We start from the raw sequence: 20,847 nt of genomic DNA on the forward strand, positions 1-20,847 counted from the left end.
TCAATGCCATCATCCGGGATCAAAAACCATGGCAATCAGCTTGACCAACAAGACAGTCGCTCTCCCCGCAAGCGGGGCGAGGGAGCTTAGCGACCCGCCGGGATCGTACTCCACATGATGAGCTTGGTTTTATAACCCGTAGTCCCCTCGCCCCGCTTGCGGGGAGAGGGCTAGGGTGAGGGGCCGTGCATAATAGGTGCGGCAAAGCGAAACTCGCCCGACCTCCGCAGGCGCCCAATCCTAAGGCTGCAGCTCCGTATCCCAGTAGAGATAGTCGAGCCAGCTGTCGTGCAGATAGTTCGGCGGGAACAGGCGGCCGTTATTGTGCAGGTCCTGCACGGTCGGCTGATACGGCTTCTGTGCCGGGAACATGCCCGCCTGCTTCGGCAGCTTGCTGCCCTTGCGCAGGTTGCACGGCGAGCAGGCCGCCACGACGTTCTGCCAGGTCGTCTCGCCGCCATGGGCGCGCGGGATGACATGGTCGAAGGTCAGGTCGTCATGGGTGCCGCAATACTGGCATTCGAACCGGTCACGCAGGAAGACGTTGAACCGGGTAAAGGCCGGGTTGCGGGACGGCTGAACGTAAGTCTTGAGGCAGACAACGCTCGGCAGCCGCATTGAGAAGCTCGGCGACGATACGCACTGATCGTATTCGGCAATGATATTCACACGGTCAAGGAAAACCGCCTTGATCGCGTCCTGCCAGGACCAGAGCGACAAGGGGTAATAACTCAGCGGTCTGTAGTCAGCGTTCAGGACGAGCGCCGGCAGGGACTGCGGGGAGACTGCAATCGTCAAGGAACCCTCCTGATCGATTCGGCATCTGCACCTGTATATTAGGCCGGTTGTTACAGGATTGTGAAGTCCAATAAATTCAGTGCAAAGAGGCGAATCTATGAGACCCACTGATTAATCGATAGGCAGCGCGTCGCGCCGGGTCTTGACGGCATAATAAGCCCAGAAAAGCCGGGCCGCGACCGAGCGCCAGGGCGCCCAGACCGCCGCTTCCCGGGCCAAGAGCTTCGGCAGGGGCCTGATCTCATGGCCGAACGCCATGCCGACGGCCGCCTGCAGGGCGACATCGCCGACCGGGAACACATCTGCGTGACCGCCGCAAAACATCAGATAGACCTCAGCCGTCCACGGTCCTATCCCCTTGATCGACGTCAGTTCGGACAGCGCCTTTTCCGGGTGCTCGGTGCTCAACGAATGCAGATCGATTCGGCCCTCAACAACAGCATCGGCAACACGCGCCAGCGTATCGGCCTTGATTCGCGATAGACCAAAGGTCCGCCAGGCATCCGGCTCCAGCCCGGCATAGGTCTCGGCTGTCACCCGGTCGAGCCTCGCCATCATCCGCCCCCAGATCGCGTCGGCGCTTGCCCGCGATACAACCTGCGAGACGATAATATGGGCCAGCCCCTCGAAGCCCGGCTCGCGCAGGCGCAGCGGCACCGGGCCGGCTTCGGAGATAATCCGCCGCAGGCGTGGATCGAGTTCGACCAGCGCCGCCAGTCCTTGCCTAATATCGTCTTCATCGCGAATGATGTGCATGGCGCCTGATGGTCCCTCGGTGGAATTCGTGGCAGAAGAAAGCATGATCGCGATTCCCCGTCAAAAGCCGAGATTCCGCTTTGCGCCGAGCCCGAACGGCCCGCTGCATCTCGGCCATGCGCTGTCGGCGATCCTCAATCACGAGATGGCGATCAAGGCCGGCGGCGATTTTCTCCTGCGCATCGAGGACATAGATCAGGCCCGCTGTACACCCGATTTCGAAGCGGGGATTTTGACCGACCTCCGCTGGCTTGGCCTTGCCTGGGAAGAACCGGTGCGCCGGCAGTCCGAGCATTTCCCGGCCTATCAGAGCGCCCTGCAGTCGCTGATCGACCGCAGCCTCGTCTATCCCGCCTTTTTCACGCGCGGCGAGGTGAAGGCACGGGTCGCTGCAGGTGAGGTCGGCGGAAGATCTTGGCCGCGCGATCCAGACGGAACGCCGCTCTATCCGTCCGATGACCGCAAGCGCAGTCCGGAGGAGCGACAGCGATTGCTGGGTGCCGGTCTCAAGCACGCCTGGCGGCTCGACATGGAAAAAGCCATCGCCGAGGTCGGCCAGCCGCTTCATTGGCGCGAAAGCGGCGATGGCGAGACGGGCGATATCCTGGCCGATCCCGCAGCCTGGGGCGACGTTGTTCTGTCACGCTCCGACGCGCCGTCGAGCTATCATCTCTCCGTGGTCGTCGATGACGCGGCGCAAGGCATCACCCATGTCGTGCGCGGCCTCGACCTCTTTCACGCCACCTCGATCCACCGACTGTTACAAGCTTTGCTCGGTCTGCCGGAACCGCTCTACCACCATCACCGGCTGATCCTCGGCGACGACAGCCGGAAGCTGTCAAAAAGTCAGGGCGACACCGGCATTGCCGAATGGCGCCGGCAAGGCCTGTCACCGGCGCAGCTTCGCCGCCGCATCGGCCTCTGATTGCTGCTTGTCGACGTCTGGCTTGTCGGCTTGCGGGCTAGCCACCTTGCCGAACAGCAGGCGCCGCACCTTGAACTTCATCAGCGCCGCATTGATTTCCGCCCCCATGATGAAAATCACCGCGAGCATATAGAGGAAGATCAAGACGATCATCACCGAGGCGAGGCCGGCATAGGTGGCGGTGTAATTGGCGAAGGTCGAGAGATAATAGGCAAAGAGCAGCGCGCCGATCGACCAGAAGACCAGGGTCAGGAAGACGCCGGGAATGACGTCGAACAACCGCCGCCGCCCGGCCGCCAGCCACAGATGCAGGATCAGCAGCCCCGCCACCAACAGGAAGATGGTGCCGTAGATCCGCCAGCTGAAAACGACGTCGAGGATATCGGCAAGCCCCGGCAGCCACTGCCGCGTATAATTGAGCGCCAGCGGCACGGCGACCAGCAGGATGCTCAGAAGCGCAAAGATCAGAACCGCGATCAGCACATAGCCAAGGCTGGCCAGGCGGTTGAAATACCACGGCCGCGTTTCCGGCACGCGGTAGGCGCGGTTAAGTGAGATCCGCAGCGCCTCGACACCGTTGGAGGCGAAGTAGGCGGCCGCTAGCACCGAGATCGTCAGCAACCCGCCGCGTGGAATGGTCAGCACCTGCACCACCTGATCGGCCACCGGCTTGGCGATCGCCTCCGGCCAGGTGTCGAAGATCAGATGCACCGCCGTCGAGGAAAACTGGCTGGCGCCGAGGAAGCTCGCAAGCGCGGTGCCGAAGATCAGGAACGGGAAAACCGCCAGCAGCGTCGAAAGCGCGACATGGCTCGCCATGGCGAACCCGTCGTCCTCGACGAAATGGAACACTGCATCGTAGATGACCTTGTAAAGCGCACGCACGAATGTCGGCATTCCATCTCCGCTTGCTCCCGGTCCTCATCCACCGGTTGTCGATTGTATCGGGCTCCTGAATATGGGAAACGACTCCCACTTTGTACAGGAATCATTCCATGGCCGATCAACGCACCATTATCGTGACGGGCTGCTCCTCCGGCATCGGCGCCTATTGCGCCCGGGCGCTGAAGGCCGATGGCTGGCGGGTTTTTGCGACCGTGCGCAAGGAGGCGGACCTTGGCCCGCTCGAAGCCGACGGCATCGAGACCCTGTTGATGGATTATACCCGGCCGGACACGATCTCGGCCCTGGTTGCCACCGTGCGCGAACGGACCGGCGGCCGCATCGACGCCCTGTTCAACAACGGTGCCTACGGCCAGCCGGGCGCCGTCGAAGACCTCTCCACGGATGTGCTGCGCGAACAGTTCGAGACGAACTTCTTTGGTTGGCATGAGCTGACGCGGCAGGTGATCCCGCTGATGCGCGCCCGAGGCCAGGGCCGGATCGTTAATTGCTCTTCCATCCTCGGCCTCATCCCCTATCGCTTCCGCGGCGCCTACACCGCCTCGAAATTCGCGCTGGAGGGGCTGACGATCACGCTCAGGATGGAGCTGCAGGATAGCGGCATCCATGTGAGCCTGATCGAGCCCGGGCCGATCGCCACGCGCTTCACCGCCAATGCGCTCGCCAAGATCGAGGAACACATCGACCTCAAACATTCGGCCCATGCCGTCGAATACCGGCGGCAGCTGGCGCGACTGAATGGCACAGGTCCGGTCAACAAGCATAAATTGGGACCCGAAGCGGTCTATGACGTGTTAAAATCCACCTTGAATGCGAAAAATCCGCGTCCGCACTATCTCGTGACTACCCCTGCCAAGCAGGGCGTTCTTCTGAAAAGGCTGTTGCCGGCTAACCTTTTCTATCGCCTGATGCGCCGGCTGGATTGAAAGACGGGGACGGAGGAGCCATGTCCACATTTACCTATATCGCCGCCATCATTGTCATGGGCCTCGTGGTGCTCGTCCTCATCCGCGGCCTGTTCAACATGATGAAGGGTGACAACCCCAATCTCTCCAACCGGCTGATGCAGCTTCGCGTGCTGCTGCAGGCGGTCGCCGTCATCCTGATCATGCTGACGCTGTGGCTGACCGGCGGCGGCCGTCCAGCCTGATTGCGGGATCAAGATGGTCAAGCTCAACAAGATCTATACCAAGACCGGCGACGACGGCACGACCGGCCTCGTCTCCGGCCCGCGCCGGCTGAAGCACGATCTGCGCGTCGAATCCTACGGCACGATCGACGAAACCAATTCCGCGATCGGCGTCGCCAGGCTGCATACGGCCGATATGCCCGAGCTCGACGCCATGCTGATGCGCATCCAGAACGATCTGTTCGATCTCGGCGCCGACCTCTCGGCACCGGAGACGGACGAGCCGCTCCCCTACGAGCCGCTGCGCATCATCGACAATCAGGTGTCGCGCATCGAACATGATATCGATGCTCTCAATGCCGGTCTCGAACCGCTGAATTCCTTCGTCCTGCCCGCCGGCAGTCCGGCCTCCGCCCATCTCCACCTCGCCCGCACCATCGCGCGGCGTGCCGAGCGGTTGATGGTGGCCCTGTCACGCAGCAAGGGCGAGCGTGTCAGCCCGGCAGCACTGAAATACGTCAACCGCCTCTCGGACTTCCTGTTTGTCGCCGCGCGCCATGCCAATGATCGCGGCCGCGCCGATGTGCTCTGGGTTCCCGGCAAGAATCGGTAACAAGGCAAATTATGTCTCCTACCGGGTGACCGTATTGACGTTAACGTAAACGTTATTTACACCCCTGAAGCAATTTGCCTGTCTGCGGCATGGAAGCGTTGTAATTGGGGAAAAAACGCGTATCCATGTCGCCATTCGACAAACGGAACGGCGCGGAACAGGCCATGGTCTGGAGCGCAGTGTTGAAGGAAGGATTCCATGAAGATTCTCGTCCCCGTGAAGCGGGTAGTTGATTACAACGTCAAGATCCGCGTGAAGCCGGATGGTACTGGCGTTGAGCTTGCCAACGTCAAGATGTCGATGAACCCGTTCGACGAGATCTCGGTTGAGGAAGCGCTGCGGCTGAAGGAAGCCGGCAAAGCTGAGGAAGTCGTGGTCGTCTCGATCGGGCCTGCCAAGGCTGAAGAGACGCTGCGCACCGCACTCGCCATGGGCGCCGACCGGGCGATCCTGGTCGAGACCGATGATGCCGTCGAGCCACTCGCCGTCGCCAAGATCCTGAAGGGTGTCGCAGACGCCGAACAGCCGGGCCTGATCATCGTCGGCAAGCAGGCGATCGATGACGACAGCAATCAGACCGGCCAGATGCTGGCCGCCCTCCTGGGCTCGGCGCAGGCGACCTTCGCCTCGAAGATCGAGATCGGCGACGGCAAGGCAACCGTTACCCGCGAAGTCGACGGCGGCCTGCAGACCATCGAGATCAAGCTTCCGGCTGTTGTCACGACAGACCTTCGTCTCAACGAGCCGCGCTATGCCTCTCTGCCGAACATCATGAAGGCGAAGAAGAAGCCGCTCGACAAGAAGACACCGGCCGACTTCGGCGTCTCGACCGAGCCGCGCCTCAAGGTGCTGAAGACGGAAGAGCCATCCGGCCGCAAGGCGGGTATCAAGGTGGGTTCGGTCGCCGAGCTTGTCGAGAAGCTCAAGACCGAAGCCGGCGTGCTCTAGGATAGGAAAGGGAGACAATCATCATGGCCATTCTTCTTCTGGCTGACCACGACAACCAAAGCCTTTCCGACCAGACCGCCAAGACGCTGACGGCTGCCGCCAAGATCGGTGGCGACATTCATATCCTCGTCGCAGGCAAGGGCGCCAAGGCTGCCGCCGATGCCGCTGCAAAGCTTGCCGGCGTCTCCAAGGTGCTGCTGGCCGAAAGTGACGAGCTTGCCAACAACCTCGCCGAACCGCTGGCCGATCTGATCGTATCGCTGGCCGCCGGCTACGACACCGTCATCACGGCTGCCACCTCGGTCGGCAAGAACGTGCTGCCGCGTGTCGCGGCCCTGCTCGACGTCGCCCAGATCTCGGAGATCACCGACGTCGTTTCCGCCGACACCTTCAAGCGCCCGATCTATGCCGGCAACGCCATCCAGACGGTGCAGTCGAGCGATGCGAAGAAGGTGATCACCGTTCGCACGGCATCCTTCGCATCTGCGCCTGAAGGCGGCTCGGCTGCCGTCGAGGCGATCGCGGCCGTTGCCAATCCCGGCCTTTCCAGCTTCGTCAGTGATGCGCTGTCCTCATCCGACCGTCCGGAACTGACGTCCGCGAAGATCATTATCTCCGGTGGCCGTGCGCTTGGTTCCGCCGAGAAGTTCCGCGAAGTCATCCTTCCCGTCGCCGACAAGCTCGGTGCCGCCGTCGGCGCATCGCGCGCAGCGGTGGATGCCGGCTACGCGCCAAACGACTGGCAGGTCGGTCAGACCGGCAAGGTGGTCGCTCCGCAGCTCTATATCGCCTGCGGCATTTCCGGCGCCATCCAGCATCTTGCCGGCATGAAGGACTCGAAGGTCATCGTCGCCATCAACAAGGACGAAGAGGCCCCGATCTTCCAGATCGCCGACTATGGCCTCGTCGCCGATCTCTTCGAGGCGCTGCCGGAACTCGAAAAGGCGCTCTGATCGCGCCTCTTGATCTCTTTCGCAGTTGCGAAAGACTGGAAAATTGTCCTTTATGGGTCTATCAATCTTGCCGGGCTAGAAATAGTCCGGCAAATTTATGACGAATAGCATGGCGCGCCGCCGAGAACGCGCCGCCCCGGGGGAGTTGGCAATGAGTTCGCTGAAGACGATCGGTATTATCGGAGCGGGCCAGATGGGCTGCGGCATTGCCCACGTATCCGCCATGGCCGGCTATAAGGTGCACATCTACGATCTGTCGCAGGAACGCATCGAGAGCGGCCTTGCCACCATCAACGGCAACCTTGCCCGCCAGGTCTCTTCCGGCAAGATGACCGACGAGGAACGCAAGGCGGCGCTTGCGCTGATATCAGGCTCTTCCGACCTCAACGATCTCGCCCAGGTCGACCTCGCCATCGAGGCCGCGACCGAGGACGAAAGCGTCAAGCGCAAGATCTATGCCCAGATTTGTCCGATCCTGAAGCCCGAGGCGATGCTCGCCACCAACACCTCATCGCTGTCGATCACCCGGCTCGCCTCCGCGACCGACCGGCCGGAACGCTTCATGGGCATCCACTTCATGAACCCGGTGCCGGTGATGAAGCTGGTCGAACTGGTGCGCGGCATCGCCACCGAGGAAACGACCTTCTCCGCCGCCAAGGAATATGTCAGCTCGCTGGACAAGACGATCACGGTGGCCGAAGACTTCCCGGCCTTCATCGTCAACCGCATCCTGCTGCCGATGATCAACGAGGCGATCTACACGCTTTACGAAGGCGTCGGCACCGTCGATGCCATCGACACCGCCATGAAGCTCGGCGCCAATCACCCGATGGGTCCGTTGCAGCTTGCCGATTTCATCGGCCTCGACACCTGCCTGTCGATCATGCAGGTGCTGCACGACGGCCTGGCGGACTCGAAATACCGCCCCTGCCCGCTGCTGGTGAAATATGTCGAAGCCGGCTGGCTCGGCCGCAAATCCGGCCGCGGCTTCTACGATTATCGCGGCGAAGTGCCGGTTCCGACACGGTAATAAACCCCCTCGCCCCAACGGGGAGAGGGTCGCGCGGAACGCGCGGGGTGAGGGGACGTTACCGGGAGGGCGGCGCTTTTTTCCCAATAGATGCGCCTGAATATGACGCACTCCCCCTCATCCACCCTGTCAGGCACCTTCTCCCCGAGGGGGAGAAGGAGGAATGTCAAATCCCCACCGCCGCCTTGATCAGGTTTTTCGCATCGTCGCTATCCCATGCCGCCGGACCATTCATGGCCGAGACGAGGCAGCCCTTGTCGTCGATCAAGAGCGTCACCGGCAGGCCGAAGGCCAGGCCCTGTTTCTTCAGCGCGTTGAAGACGCCCATGGTGCTGTCGCGATAATAGCCGAGCTTGTCGATGCCGTAATCGGTGCGGAAGGCTTTCGGCTTCTCATCGTCGCCGGTGTCGATATTGACGGCGACGACCTCGAACTTGTCGTTGCCCATGCTCTTCTCCAGCGCGTTCAAGGCCGGCATTTCCTCACGGCAGGGCACGCACCAGGTCGCCCAGACATTGAGCAGCAGCGTCTTGCCCGAAAAATTGGCGATCGACAGCGGCTGGCCGTCCGCCCCCTTGAAGGAAACGTCGTGCAGCGAGATCGGCGTCTGCGGCGCGGCCATGGCGGCGACCTGTCCCTTGGTGAAGGGCGTCAGGGCCGCGGCGCGATCCTTGGCCGTTTCGCATTGCCCGGAGGAGGCCGTTTCACCAATACCATTGCCATACCCCGCCTCCTTCACGTATACCGCTGCCGCACCGGCGACGACCCCGGCGACGGCGGCAAGCAGGACAAGTTTCACGGACGGCAGACCAAACGGCTTCTTCGCTGTCATTACATTCTCCAGGTAGGCATCTCATGGCTGACGGCACGGACACCAAATCCTCCAACCAGATGTGGGGCGGACGTTTCGCCTCCGGCCCCGCGGCCATCATGGAGGAGATAAATGCATCGATCGGTTTCGACAAGAAGCTGTTTGCGCAGGATATCCGCGGTTCCATCGCCCATGCCACCATGCTCGCCCATCAAGGCATCATTTCAACCGAGGATAAAGACAAGATCGTTCACGGGCTGAACACGATCCTGTCAGAGATCGAAGCCGGAAATTTCGAATTCTCCCGCAGCCTCGAAGATATTCATATGAACGTCGAGTCGCGGCTTGCGGCCCTGATCGGCCCCGCCGCCGGACGGCTACACACGGCCCGTTCGCGCAACGACCAGGTGGCGCTCGATTTCCGCCTCTGGGTCAAGGAAGAGCTGCTGAAATGCGAACAGGCGCTGACCGGCCTGATCGCCGCCTTCCTCGACCGCGCCGAAGAGCACGCCGACACCGTCATGCCCGGCTTCACGCATCTGCAGACCGCGCAGCCGGTCACCTTCGGCCATCATTGCATGGCCTATGTCGAGATGTTCGGCCGTGACCGTTCGCGCGTGCGCCATGCCATCGAGCATATGGACGAATCGCCGATCGGCGCCGCCGCCCTTGCCGGCACCGGCTTCCCGATCGACCGCCACATGACGGCCAAGGCGCTCGGCTTCCGCGAGCCGACCCGCAACTCGATCGACACCGTCTCTGACCGCGATTTCGCGATCGAGTTCCTGTCGATCGCCGCTATCGCCGGCATGCACCTGTCGCGGCTGGCCGAAGAGATCGTCATCTGGTCGACGCCGCAATTCGGCTTCGTGCGCCTGTCCGACGCCTTCTCTACCGGCTCCTCGATCATGCCGCAGAAGAAGAACCCCGACGCGGCCGAGCTGGTGCGCGCCAAGACCGGCCGCATCAACGGCTCACTGGTTGCGCTTTTGACCATCATGAAGGGCCTGCCGCTCGCCTATTCCAAGGACATGCAGGAAGACAAAGAACAGGTCTTCGACGCCGCCGAAAGCCTGGAACTGGCGATTGCCGCCATGACCGGCATGGTGCGCGACATGACGATCAACGCCGCCCGCATGAAGGCCGCCGCCGGCTCCGGCTACTCGACCGCCACCGACCTTGCCGATTGGCTGGTACGTGAAGCGGGCCTTCCCTTCCGCGACGCCCATCACGTCACCGGCCGCGCCGTGGCGCTTGCCGAAAGCAAATCCTGCGATCTAGCTGAACTGTCGCTGGAAGATCTGCAGGCGATCCACCCCGCGATCACCGACAAGATCTTCGACGTGCTGACGGTCGAGGCCTCGGTCGCCAGCCGCAAGAGCTTCGGCGGCACGGCGCCATCGGAAGTGCGCAAGCAGATCGCCTTCTGGCGCGCCCGCAACTGAGACAATCGCCGGAAACCACACTCTAACAATCAGGGTGCACAAGGCGCGGAAACTTCGCTATGAAGATTGCTTCCGCGTTTGCCGCCCAAGAGGATTTCGATGCAGATCAACATGCCGCATATCATCCGCCTGACCGTCGTCCTTTCGGTCATCGGCCTTGCCGTCGTCGGATGTGGCCGCAAGGGCGATCTCGATCCGCCAAGCGCTGCGGCGACCAAGGGCGGCGACGTCTCCAAGCCAACGAAACAGCCAGGCACCGAGGACAAGAAGTTCCTCCTCGATCCGCTTCTCTGAGCAGGCCGCGACCGTGAACCATTTCCAGTATCGCGACGGCATTCTCTACGCCGAGGACGTTCCTGTTCCCGAGATCGCCAAGGCGGTCGGAACACCTTTCTACGTCTATTCGACGGCAACGCTCGAGCGGCACTACCGCGTCTTTTCCGAAGCCTTCAGCGATGTCGACGCCATGGTCTGCTACGCCATGAAGGCCAATTCCAACCAGGCGGTGCTGAAGACGCTTGGCCGTCTCGGCGCCGGCGTCGATGTCGTCTCCGTTGGCGAACTGCAACGCGCTCTGGCCGCCGGCATCCCGGCGAACCGCATCATGTTCTCCGGCGTCGGCAAGACCGCTCAGGAGATGGATGTCGCGCTCGAAGCCGGCATTTACTGCTTCAATGTCGAATCCGAGCCGGAACTGGAAGTGCTGAACCAGCGCGCCGTCCGGGCCGGCAAGATTGCCCCCGTGTCCTTCCGCATCAATCCCGACGTCGATGCCCGCACCCATGCGAAGATTTCGACCGGCAAGAAGGAAAACAAGTTCGGCATCTCCTGGGAGCGCGCCCGCGCCGTCTATGCTCGCGCCGCCAATCTACCGGGCATCGACGCCACCGGCATCGACATGCATATCGGCAGCCAGATCACCGAGCTGCAGCCGTTCGAGGATGCCTTCAAGCTGCTGCGCGAACTCGTCGAGACGCTGCGCGGCGATGGCCATGACATCCACCACGTTGATATCGGCGGCGGCCTCGGCATCCCCTATCGCGACGATAACACGCCACCGCCGCTGCCGGACGCCTATGCCCATATCGTCAAGGATCAGCTGCGCGGCCTGAACTGCAAGATCGTCACCGAGCCCGGCCGCCTGATCGTCGGCAATGCCGGCATCCTGGTGACGGAGGTCATCTATGTGAAAGACGGCGGCAACAAGAGCTTCGTCATCGTCGACGCCGCCATGAACGACCTCATTCGCCCGACGCTCTACGAGGCCTATCACGAAATCCGCCCCGTGGAGATCACCGCCGCCAATGCGCCGCGCATCAAGGCCGATATCGTCGGCCCGGTCTGCGAGACCGGCGACTATCTGGCGCTCGACCGTGAAATGGCGATGCCGAAGCCCGGCGATCTCCTGGCCGTCAGCTCCGGCGGCGCCTATGGCGCGGTGCAAGCTGGCACCTATAACAGCCGGCTTCTGGTGCCCGAAGTGCTGGTCAAGGGCGGCGATTTCCACGTCATTCGTCCGCGCCGGACCTATGAAGAGTTGATCGGTCTCGATTCGATTCCTGCCTGGCTCGATTAAGAGACTTAATCACGTTTAAGCGAAATCCGCTGAAAAAGTGGCCTTTGGCGCCGCTTGCTCTCGTCTTCGCCACAAAGAATGTTATCTTTCCATGACAGGCGTCTCGCCGGGCGCTGTAAACTTGGGCGTGTGGGACGCCCAGCCATTTCCAATGGGCAGATAGCCATCCACGTCAGAACGGGGAGAAAACCGGACCGATGACCAGCCCAAGCAACCCCAAGAAGGGCGCTTTCGCCAGCCGTCCGGCGCTGGCACGGCTGGTTGCGGTCAAACGTCTCTTCGCACGGCTGGTGCTGGTCTCCGAGCAGATCCTGCCGCTGCTGCTGCTGCCTCTGTCGATCCTTGCCCTTTTCCTCTCTGCCGCCTGGTTTGGCATCTTCCGCATCGCGCCGGATATGCTGCGCCTTGCCCTGCTCGCCGTTTTCACGATCGCCTTCGCCGCCGCCTGCTTCCCCTTCCGCCGCCTGCGCTGGCCAACCGTTGATGAAGCCGACCGGATGCTGGAGGAGCGCAACGGCCTCCCGCATCAACCGGTCACCGTGCAGGAAGACGAGCCGGCTTTCGACACGCCCTTTGCCCGGGCGCTGTGGCGGGAGCATCAGGCCCGCATGGCGGCGCGCATCGCCGCCCTGGACGCCGGCTTCCCGCGACCGGATATCGCCCGCTACGACCGCTTTGCACTCCGCACCGTTCCGGCGCTGCTGCTGGTGACGGCGTTCAGCTTTTCCATGTCCAACAGCGGCGGCTCGCTGAGCGATGCCTTCATCGCACCCGTCATCACGTCGAACAATCCGGATGTCCGCGTCGATGCCTGGGTGACGCCGCCTTATTACACCGGCGAAGCGCCGGTCTATCTGACCGGCAATGCCGCCAACACCGGCGACAGCGTCAACGTCCCACAATTCTCCGAGCTCACCGTGCGCGTCACCGGCGCCTCTGCGAATGAGAAAGCGCTGTTCAAGCCCGCCGACAGCGACACCAGCACCGAGATCCCCGAACAGGTCGCCGACGCCGGCAAACAGGCATCGGCAAATGGCGACACGGCCGTCCCCACCGCCCAGCCGCCGGTCGCCGACACCGCTTCGTCGGGCGCAGCTGCGATGGTTGCCCGCACCCATGTGCTGAAGCTCGAAAAGGGCGGCAAACTGACGGTCAACGGCAAGTCCTGGTCTTTCAACGTGGTCGTCGACAAGCCGCCGGAAATCACCTTTGACGGCATTCCGCATGCCACTACCAACGGCTCACTCGAAATCGGCTTTAAGGTGAAGGACGATTATGGCGTCGAGGAAGCCCGTGCCGAGATCATGCCAGTCGATGCCGATCCGCAAGCCACGCCGCTTTATGGCCTGCCGGAATACAAGCTGGAAATCCCGCGTCGCGACCGCCGTGACGGCAAGGGACTGACGAGCCGCGATCTGACGCAGGATCCGCTTGCCGGCAAGAAGGTGCGCGTCACCCTCGTCGCACGCGACGGCGCCGGCCAGACCGGCCGCAGCGCGCCCTATGAGATGACCCTGCCCTCGCGCAACTTCGGCCAACCGCTTGCCGCCGCCGTCGCCGAGGAACGCCAGGTTTTCGCGCTCGACACCCGCAAGATGCCGGAGGCGATCGAGCTCAACAAGTCGTTGACGATCCGCCCGGACGAAACGATCCCCGATCTCGGCAATTACCTGCTGATCAAATCGGCGCTGACGCGCATGAAGCTCGCCAGCGGCGACGCCGCGCTGAAGGATACTGCCGATTATCTCTGGCAGATCGCGCTCGGCATGGAAGACGCGCAGCTGACCGACGCGGAGAAAGCACTCCGCGACGCGCAGCAGAAGCTCTCCGATGCGCTGCAACGCAATGCGCCCGACGCGGAAATCAAGAAATTGATGGACGAGCTGCGCAAGGCGATGGGCAACTATATGAAGGAGCTCGCCGAGCGCATGAAGAACATGCCGGCGCAGCCCAACCAGAAGTCCGCCAATATCCTGCGCCAGCAGGATTTGCAGCGGATGATGGACCAGATCGAGAATCTCGCCCGCTCCGGCAACCGCCAGGCGGCGCAGCAGATGCTGTCCGAGCTGCAGCAGATGATGAACAACCTGCAGGCAGGCAGGCCGCAGCGCGACCAGAATCAGCAGCAGGGCGAAGCAAACGACAAGATGCGCCAGCAGATGGATAAGCTTGGCCGTATCCTGCGCGACCAGCAGAAGCTGATGGAACAGACCTTCAAGCTCGACCAGACCATGCGCGACCGCATGCAGCGCGGCGATCCCAACGAGGACGGCGACGACGCGCTGAACCAGCCCATGCCGGGCCTCGGCGATCCGCAACAACCGGACATGGGCCAGCAGGACCAGAACCAGCGGCCGGGCCAGAACCAGCAGGGCCAGCAGCAACCGGGTCAGAAGCAAGGCGACAACGAGACGGACGGCATGACCGCCGACCAGTTGCGCGATGCGCTGAAGCAATTGCGCCAGCAGCAGGATGATCTCGGAAAACAACTCGGCGAGCTGCAAAAGGAACTCGGCTCCATGGGCATGAAGCCGAACCAGAATTACGGCAAGGCGCAGCAGGAGATGAAGGGTGCGGCCGGCGAGCTCGGCCAGGGCAATGGCGAGACCGCCGTGCAGGGCCAGGGCCGTGCGCTCGACGCGCTGCGCAAGGGCACGCGCGACATGATGAACCAGCTCATGGCGCAGATGCAGCAGCAGGGTCAAGGCCAGGGCCAGCAGCAGGGACAAAACGGCCAGGGTAATCAGAACGGCCGCGACCCACTTGGCCGTCTGCGCGACGGCAAACCCGGCATATTCGACGAAACCAACGAGAACAAAGTACCAGATATCATCAAGGCGCAGCGCGCCCGAGAAATTCTCGACGCCATCCGCGAGCGTCTCAGCAACAATCCGTCACTGTCCGACGAACGGAACTATCTGGAACGCCTGCTCGATATGAGGCAGTAGGCTTGCATCGCCTTCGCCATCATGGGCGAAGGCTCTCCCTCGATAGGGCCGATCAAGCCGCCAGGGCGCGGGCGACCGCCTTGCGGATATCCGGCAGGGCAAAGGGCTTGGAGACGACATCGACGATCTTTTCCATGAGGTCGTCGGCGCGCTCGCGCTGCTCGGCATAGCCGGTCATCAGCAGGATCTTCATGCCTGGGCAGGTCGAGGCCGCCTGGTGCGCCAGCTCGATGCCATCCATCACCGGCATGCGGATATCGGAGAGCAGCAGGTCGTAGACGCCCTGCTTCAGTTTTTCCAGACCTTCGGCGCCGTCGGCCGCCTCTTCGGTCTCGTGGCCATCCAGGCGCAGCGCCCGGGCGACAAAGGTGCGAAGAGAGTCCTCGTCTTCCGTGATCAGAATTCTTGCCATGGTCTATGCTCCGTGGTCCATCATGTTCCGAGACCGAAATCACCAGAATTCCGTTTGCGATCGGTAAACGACAGAGGTGCAATCCCGTCCCGTGGTTAACGGTTCGTCATCGCTGGAGCATATTGGGACAGCTTGACGGAGCGCCGGATTAACCTGGAATCGGCGCCCGACGTGCCAAGACTATTCGTCGGCGTCGCCGGTCACAACGCCCACGAAGGGCAATTCGCGGAAGGCATAGGCGACGTCCATGCCGTAGCCGACGACGAAATAGTCGGGGCATTCGAAGCCGACATAATCGGCCTCCAGCTCTTCCTGGCGCTTGACGCTCTTGTCGAGCAGGACAGCGAGCGAGACGTTGCGGGCGCCGCGCTCATAGAGCAGTTCCTTGGCGAAGCGCAGAGTCCGGCCGGATTCCAGGATATCGTCGACCAGCAGCACGTCACGATCCTTTACGTCGCTGTCGATGTCCTTGACGATGCGAACGCCCTGGGACGTCGTGCCGGCGCCATAGCTCGAAAGCGTGATGAATTCGACCTCCGGTGCCAGCCCGGTGTCATGCAGCGCGCGCAACAGATCGGCTGCGAAGATGAACGAGCCCTTGAGGATGGCGATGACGAGGAGATCCTTCGTCGGCCCGCTGGCAATCTGCGCCGCCAAAACCTTGTTACGCTCGGCGATCTGCTCGGCGGTGAAAAGCGGCTCGATATTCTTCCCGCGTACGACAGGCATTGATTGGCATGCTCCATGGCTGTGCTGCGGCACTTGTCCGCTGATCAAGCCCTAGCCCGTAGCACAATCATAAGAGCCGACACACCCCCTATGGCATGAAGGAAAGCCGAACATCCGGCGTTTTTCCACCGGGATGCTGCAATCTGGTGGAAAAACCACGGCTTTCATGCGGCCCGATACGGTCCACGGGTGGGTTCACCACAACGCTGGTCAGCAACTGATTGCCGGAGAAGATATCGGCGCGCACGGGCGACACGGTCAGCGTGGCACCTGTCTGGTTCTCGATGATGCCGTTGACGGTCAGCACCCGCATGCCGTTCTCGTCGCGCGGCGTCAGCGTCACATGGGTAAATTGCAGCGGTTCCGATGTTGCCTGCGCCGGCGTGCCGGATAATCCGGAAAAGCCGCCAGCAAGACCGAAAACCAGGATCGCGAGTGCCGCAATCAAAGCCACGAAACTGCGCCGCGATGCCTGCTGCAGCCATCCCTCGGCAAGCCGCAAGCCGGTGATCGCGCGAACGTGAACGCCACCCGGAGCCGGCCGGGGCTGCGATTGTGTGCGAGTAGCCCTGTCAAAGTTGCCGTTGGCGCGGCCGGGAATGACGGTCACGAACTCGGCGTCGACAATATCCGGCTTCTGCCCGAAACGATGGGGTAGTTGCGAAGCCGCTACGCGTTCGGGCGGAAGCAGGTCATAGACCAGCCCCGCCTGCTGCCGACGGTGGCGAAAAGCACCCATGACGACCTCCCTTTCCGGTGATCCACATGGTTTCCACGCCCATCTGAATTCTGGGCATTGAAACGAATCCTGCCCAGTCGTAAATTTTAATGGTTAATGCTTCGCAAAGACCGCCATGAATGGGGCGCCTTCCCAGCAAAATTTACCGTCCGTTAACGCAATTGGTTAACAAGTCGCCTGATTGAACACCGCGGAAGACTGGACTGCCCGTTGATCCATTTTGAGAACGTCGGTTTGCGCTATGGCATGGGTCCGGAAATTCTCCGCGACCTGACCTTCGACATTCCGAAGAAATCGTTCCAGTTCCTGACAGGCCCCTCCGGCGCCGGCAAGACGACCTTGCTGCGCCTGCTGTTCATGTCGCTACAGCCGACCCGCGGGCTGATCCGCATGTTCGACCGAGAGATCTCCTCGATCCCACGCAACGAGCTGCCGCTGCTGCGCCGCCGCGTCGGCATCGTCTTTCAGGATTTCCGCCTGCTCGACCATCTGACGACCTATGAGAACGTCGCGCTGCCTCTGCGCGTGCGCGGCAAGGACGAAAGCTCCTATCGCAACGATGTGCTGGAACTGTTGAAATGGGTCGGCCTCGGCGAGCGCATCAACGTGCTGCCGCCGGTGCTGTCGGGCGGCGAGAAGCAGCGCGCCGCCATTGCGCGCGCGCTGATCGACCGGCCCGAAATCCTGCTTGCCGACGAACCGACCGGCAATGTCGATCCGCCGATGGCACGGCGCCTGCTCAACCTGTTTCTCGAGCTCAATCGCCTCGGCACGGCCGTCGTCATCGCCACGCACGACCTGACGCTGATGGATCAGGTCGAGGCACGGCGCATGATCTTGTCGGGAGGGCATCTCGATATCTATGACTGAGCCCACACCCCGCAGGAGCCCCGCGAACCCAGGGGCTGCTGGCAACGCGCAGAGACCCACGACCACGCCGCCCGAGAAGAGACGGCCGGAGATGCGCGTGCGCCCGACAGGGCCGATCGTGCCTTCCTCCAACATCCAGGGCAATGCGCTGATCGTCGTCATCGCCATCATGGCGTTCCTCGCCTGCCTGACGCTCGGCGCCGTCAGCATGGTGCGCTCGACGGCGGCGAGCTGGGAGAGCCAGATCGCCCGCGAGATCACCATCCAGATCAAGCCCGACGATAATCTCGACATGGACAAGGCGCTTATCAGCGCCCGCGATATCGCGCTTGGCTTCGTCGGCACGAAAAGCGGCCAGATCGTCGACGAGGCAGCAACCGCACGCCTGCTCGAACCCTGGCTCGGCTCCGGCCTCGACCTCAAGGAACTGCCCGTTCCGCGCCTGGTGATCATCACCATCGATGAAACACACCCGCCGGACTTCGAGGCGATGCGCAGCCTCCTCAAGGGAGAGATTCCGCAGGCGACACTGGATGACCACCGCACCTGGGTCGACCGGCTGGTCTCGATGGCACACACCACCGTCCTCATCGGCACCGGAATCCTGCTGCTGGTCTTCACGGCCATGGTGCTGACCGTAGTCTTCGCCACTCGCGGCGCGCTCTCGGGCAACCGCCACATCGTCGAGGTGCTGCATTTCGTCGGCGCCGAGAGCACATTCGTCGCCACCGAGTTCCAGAAGCATTTTTTGAAGATCAGCCTGAAGGGTTCCGCCGCCGGCAGTGCGCTTGCCGCCCTGTTTTTCGCCACCGCCGGCCTTCTGCAACGAAGCACAATCGCCACGCCGCAGACCGACCAGGCAACCGCCCTCTTCGGCACGTTTTCGGTCGGCACTCTCGGCTATCTCGGCATTCTCGCAACCATGCTCATCATCGCTTTGCTCACCACGGTCACGGCGCGCTTCACCGTCATGCGTACGATCGACGAGATCGATTTGGTTCGTTCCGACCCAGGAAGGACCGAAAATGTACAGAATTGACGCTTTGGTAATTATTTTTTACGGTTCGATGGCCCGTTCCTTGCCGCATTTCGCGTATAATAACGAATCATGAGCATGGACCTGATGACTCGCAAGGCTGTGAGTTCTCAATCGTTGTGGGAGCGCTTCCACAGCGACAGGCCCGTGCGGCGCAGCTTTTTCCGCCGTTTTCTGCGCTGGGGCGGCTTTGCCTTCGTCTTCCTCGTCGCCATCGTTTTCGGCGGCTTCCTGCATTTTGCCGATTCGATCGCCACGTTGAAGCCGCCACTGGAGCCGAAGGCGGATGCGATTATCGTTCTGACCGGCGGCTACCAGCGCATAGACCAGGCCGTGGAGCTGTTGCGCACCGGCGCCGGCAACCGGCTCCTGATCTCCGGCGCGCATCCGACGACGACGCCGTCGCAAATCCGCAAGCTGACACAGAGCCCCGCCAACCTCTTCAATTGCTGCGTTGATATCGGCTACGACGCCATCGACACCATCGGCAACGCCCGCGAGGCGGCAAAATGGATCCACGCCAAGGGTTATAAAAGCATATTGGTGGTGACCAACAACTATCACATGCCGCGCAGCCTGGCCGAGCTGAAATATGTCGATCCGGGCACGGACTTCATTCCCTATCCGGTGGTCAATTCCGACCTCAAGACCAAGAACTGGTTCACGGACCCCAACGCGCTACGCACCATGATCTATGAATACGCCAAGGTTCTTCTCGCCGGCGCCCGCAATATCACCGGTCTCGGGCGCCCGCTCGGCCTGCGTTCGCAAGAACAGAGCGACGATCCGGACTGAGATGCCGGGTGGCGCGCGGGCCGACTTTTTATTGACAGCGTAATCGTGTAGGCAAGGCTTCGGATGCCGTCGCAAGCCGGCGTATTGGGAAAGCCTTGATGATCACGCTGCGTTCGATCCTGTTCAATATCGCCTTCTATGCCAATCTGATTATTCGCATGATCGTGCTCACGCCGATCTATTTCCTGATGCCGCGCAAGGCCGCCTATGCGATCCCCAAGGCCTGGGCAAAATCCAGCGTCTGGCTGATGGAAAAGATCGTCGGCACCACCTTCGAGATCGAAGGCCTGGAGAACATCCCCAAGGGCAGCTTCATCTTCGCGCCGAAGCACCAATCCTTCTGGGACACCTTCGCGCTGCTGCCCTATCTCGACGATCCGGTCTATATCCTGAAGCGCGAGTTGATGTGGATTCCGCTGTTCGGCTGGTATGCGAAGAAGCAGCGCATGATCCCGGTCGACCGCAGCGCCCGCGGCAAGGTGATGTTCGACGTGCTGAAGCGCACGCGCGAAGAACTCTCCACCGGCCGCCAGCTCATCATCTACCCCGAGGGAACCCGCCGCCCGCCGGGCGCCGAGCCAGTCTACAAATACGGCATCGCCCGCATGTATCGCGACCTGGATATTCCGGTCGTCGCGGTTGCCATGCATCCCGGCCTGTTCTGGCCGCGCCGCACCTTCCGCAAGTATCCCGGCCACTTCAAGGTCCGCATCCTGCCGCCGATCCAGCCGGGCATGGACCCGGACGCCTTCTTCGAACGGCTGGTTCAGGAAACCGAGAAGGCAAGCGACGAGCTGCTGGTGGAAACCATCACCAGCAACCCGGGCCTGCCCGTGCCGGCGACAGCCGCACAACGCTTGGCGGAAATAGGCAAGGCCAAGGTGGCCACAGCTATCTAGGACGCTTCCCGCATCCGCTCGATCTCGCCGGCGACCTGCTCCAGCCATTGGTCACGAATGCCCATCTCGCGCAGATGCGCCAGCGTGTTGAAAACATAGGCATCGTTAGGACCGGACTGGCCGATCGCCGATTCAACGATATGGGCCGCATCGATGGCGTCCAGCCCGCCGGCATATTGCCTGTGGTCGCGGTCGACAATGTAGGCGACGGCGGTCACCCGCCGGCCATCGGCAAGCCGGATCGCCAAGGTCCTTTCCAGATAGACATGAGTAACCAGCTCGCGCTCGCGCAGATAGGTCAGTACCTCATCCCACTCGGCGGCAGCGACGCGAAACGCCATGCCGCGGCAGGAACCGCCGCGATCGAGACCCAGCACCAGGCCGGGGCTCGCCTCCGTGCCGCGATGGACCCAGGAATGGACGCAAAGGGAGCGCCGATAGCCGAAAATCAGCGCCTCTGATTTTTCGACATGACTAAAGCCCGGATTCCACATGAGCGATCCGTAGCCAAATACCCAAAATTCGTCCATAT

At 62.1% G+C, this 20,847-nt stretch carries 23 protein-coding genes; 15 read left to right on the plus strand and 8 right to left on the minus strand.

All coding sequences use genetic code 11. The annotated features are described in order from the left end of the window. Positions 1–240: 240 nt before the first annotated feature. Positions 241–798 carry an HNH endonuclease gene (locus tag AC1RO0_RS19330; RefSeq protein ID WP_007693658.1) on the minus strand — a complete coding sequence of 186 codons (558 nt, stop codon included), beginning with the start codon at positions 796–798 and terminating at the stop codon, positions 241–243. Between the two features lie 111 nt (positions 799–909). Further along, positions 910–1,599, minus strand: a complete 690-nt coding sequence (locus AC1RO0_RS19335; RefSeq protein ID WP_498594442.1) for a DNA-3-methyladenine glycosylase family protein — start codon at positions 1,597–1,599, stop codon at positions 910–912. On the opposite strand from AC1RO0_RS19335, the gene gluQRS reads away from it, so the two are divergent. After that, on the plus strand, positions 1,598–2,479 hold the full coding sequence (gluQRS, locus tag AC1RO0_RS19340; protein WP_498594443.1) for a tRNA glutamyl-Q(34) synthetase GluQRS: 882 nt from the start codon (positions 1,598–1,600) through the stop codon (positions 2,477–2,479). The two genes, AC1RO0_RS19335 and gluQRS, sit on opposite strands and share 2 nt — an antisense overlap. Here the strand turns inward: gluQRS and AC1RO0_RS19345 are convergent. Then, positions 2,444–3,376 (minus strand): YihY/virulence factor BrkB family protein, encoded by a 933-nt coding sequence (locus AC1RO0_RS19345; protein ID WP_498594444.1) that lies wholly within the window; start codon positions 3,374–3,376, stop codon positions 2,444–2,446. The two genes, gluQRS and AC1RO0_RS19345, sit on opposite strands and share 36 nt — an antisense overlap. A gap of 98 nt (positions 3,377–3,474) precedes the next feature. Here AC1RO0_RS19345 and AC1RO0_RS19350 point away from each other — a divergent pair, with 98 nt between their 5' ends. The 6 genes from AC1RO0_RS19350 (at position 3,475) to AC1RO0_RS19375 (ending at position 8,055) form a co-directional block, all read left to right on the plus strand. Further along, positions 3,475–4,308: an SDR family oxidoreductase gene (locus AC1RO0_RS19350; protein ID WP_498594445.1), complete on the plus strand. Its 834-nt coding sequence runs from the start codon at positions 3,475–3,477 to the stop codon at positions 4,306–4,308. A gap of 20 nt (positions 4,309–4,328) precedes the next feature. Then, positions 4,329–4,532, plus strand: a complete 204-nt coding sequence (locus AC1RO0_RS19355; RefSeq protein WP_007693648.1) for a twin transmembrane helix small protein — start codon at positions 4,329–4,331, stop codon at positions 4,530–4,532. Between the two features lie 13 nt (positions 4,533–4,545). Then, positions 4,546–5,124, plus strand: coding sequence for a cob(I)yrinic acid a,c-diamide adenosyltransferase (locus AC1RO0_RS19360; RefSeq protein ID WP_498594446.1), 579 nt, complete (start codon positions 4,546–4,548; stop codon positions 5,122–5,124). A 198-nt stretch (positions 5,125–5,322) separates the two neighbouring features. After that, a complete protein-coding gene (locus AC1RO0_RS19365) occupies positions 5,323–6,072 on the plus strand; it encodes an electron transfer flavoprotein subunit beta/FixA family protein (protein ID WP_034521550.1) in 750 nt (249 codons plus the stop codon). 23 nt (positions 6,073–6,095) lie between these two features. Further along, positions 6,096–7,025, plus strand: a complete 930-nt coding sequence (locus AC1RO0_RS19370) for an electron transfer flavoprotein subunit alpha/FixB family protein (protein ID WP_498594447.1) — start codon at positions 6,096–6,098, stop codon at positions 7,023–7,025. 151 nt (positions 7,026–7,176) lie between these two features. After that, a complete protein-coding gene (locus AC1RO0_RS19375; RefSeq protein WP_007693639.1) occupies positions 7,177–8,055 on the plus strand; it encodes a 3-hydroxybutyryl-CoA dehydrogenase in 879 nt (292 codons plus the stop codon). Between the two features lie 166 nt (positions 8,056–8,221). Here AC1RO0_RS19375 and tlpA read toward each other — a convergent pair whose 3' ends face one another. Beyond that, entirely contained in the window at positions 8,222–8,887 is a 666-nt protein-coding gene (gene tlpA / locus AC1RO0_RS19380; protein WP_498594448.1) for a thiol:disulfide interchange protein TlpA, read from the minus strand. Positions 8,888–8,910: 23 nt separating this feature from the next. On the opposite strand from tlpA, the gene argH reads away from it, so the two are divergent. From argH to AC1RO0_RS19400, 4 genes are all read left to right on the plus strand, one after another. Further along, a complete protein-coding gene (gene argH, locus AC1RO0_RS19385) occupies positions 8,911–10,311 on the plus strand; it encodes an argininosuccinate lyase (protein WP_498594449.1) in 1,401 nt (466 codons plus the stop codon). 99 nt (positions 10,312–10,410) lie between these two features. Beyond that, positions 10,411–10,605 carry an LPS translocon maturation chaperone LptM gene (gene lptM, locus AC1RO0_RS19390; protein WP_007693633.1) on the plus strand — a complete coding sequence of 65 codons (195 nt, stop codon included), beginning with the start codon at positions 10,411–10,413 and terminating at the stop codon, positions 10,603–10,605. 13 nt (positions 10,606–10,618) lie between these two features. Next, positions 10,619–11,887, plus strand: a complete 1,269-nt coding sequence (lysA, locus tag AC1RO0_RS19395) for a diaminopimelate decarboxylase (RefSeq protein ID WP_498594450.1) — start codon at positions 10,619–10,621, stop codon at positions 11,885–11,887. Between the two features lie 197 nt (positions 11,888–12,084). Beyond that, positions 12,085–14,835, plus strand: coding sequence for a TIGR02302 family protein (locus AC1RO0_RS19400; RefSeq protein WP_498594451.1), 2,751 nt, complete (start codon positions 12,085–12,087; stop codon positions 14,833–14,835). Positions 14,836–14,887: 52 nt separating this feature from the next. Here the strand turns inward: AC1RO0_RS19400 and AC1RO0_RS19405 are convergent, their stop codons facing one another. From AC1RO0_RS19405 to AC1RO0_RS19415, 3 genes are all read right to left on the minus strand, one after another. After that, positions 14,888–15,247 carry a response regulator gene (locus AC1RO0_RS19405; protein ID WP_007693627.1) on the minus strand — a complete coding sequence of 120 codons (360 nt, stop codon included), beginning with the start codon at positions 15,245–15,247 and terminating at the stop codon, positions 14,888–14,890. Between the two features lie 180 nt (positions 15,248–15,427). Then, on the minus strand, positions 15,428–15,976 hold the full coding sequence (gene hpt / locus AC1RO0_RS19410; RefSeq protein WP_498594452.1) for a hypoxanthine phosphoribosyltransferase: 549 nt from the start codon (positions 15,974–15,976) through the stop codon (positions 15,428–15,430). Positions 15,977–16,064: 88 nt separating this feature from the next. Next, on the minus strand, positions 16,065–16,715 hold the full coding sequence (locus AC1RO0_RS19415; protein WP_498594453.1) for a hypothetical protein: 651 nt from the start codon (positions 16,713–16,715) through the stop codon (positions 16,065–16,067). 210 nt (positions 16,716–16,925) lie between these two features. Between AC1RO0_RS19415 and ftsE the strand changes: the two genes are divergently transcribed. The 4 genes from ftsE to AC1RO0_RS19435 all read left to right on the plus strand — a co-directional run bounded on the left by ftsE (position 16,926) and on the right by AC1RO0_RS19435 (position 20,315). Continuing rightward, positions 16,926–17,585: a cell division ATP-binding protein FtsE gene (gene ftsE, locus AC1RO0_RS19420; RefSeq protein ID WP_007693621.1), complete on the plus strand. Its 660-nt coding sequence runs from the start codon at positions 16,926–16,928 to the stop codon at positions 17,583–17,585. Then, entirely contained in the window at positions 17,578–18,624 is a 1,047-nt protein-coding gene (locus AC1RO0_RS19425) for a cell division protein FtsX (RefSeq protein WP_498594454.1), read from the plus strand. Before ftsE ends, AC1RO0_RS19425 begins: the two co-directional genes overlap by 8 nt. Before the next feature lie 84 nt (positions 18,625–18,708). Next, entirely contained in the window at positions 18,709–19,416 is a 708-nt protein-coding gene (locus AC1RO0_RS19430; RefSeq protein WP_498594723.1) for a YdcF family protein, read from the plus strand. Between the two features lie 98 nt (positions 19,417–19,514). Next, positions 19,515–20,315 carry a lysophospholipid acyltransferase family protein gene (locus AC1RO0_RS19435; RefSeq protein WP_498594455.1) on the plus strand — a complete coding sequence of 267 codons (801 nt, stop codon included), beginning with the start codon at positions 19,515–19,517 and terminating at the stop codon, positions 20,313–20,315. Here AC1RO0_RS19435 and AC1RO0_RS19440 read toward each other — a convergent pair. After that, positions 20,312–20,845, minus strand: coding sequence for a gamma-glutamylcyclotransferase (locus AC1RO0_RS19440; protein WP_498594456.1), 534 nt, complete (start codon positions 20,843–20,845; stop codon positions 20,312–20,314). The two genes, AC1RO0_RS19435 and AC1RO0_RS19440, sit on opposite strands and share 4 nt — an antisense overlap. Positions 20,846–20,847 lie beyond the last annotated feature (2 nt).

Source organism: Rhizobium sp. GW821-FHT14E12 (assembly GCF_058803745.1).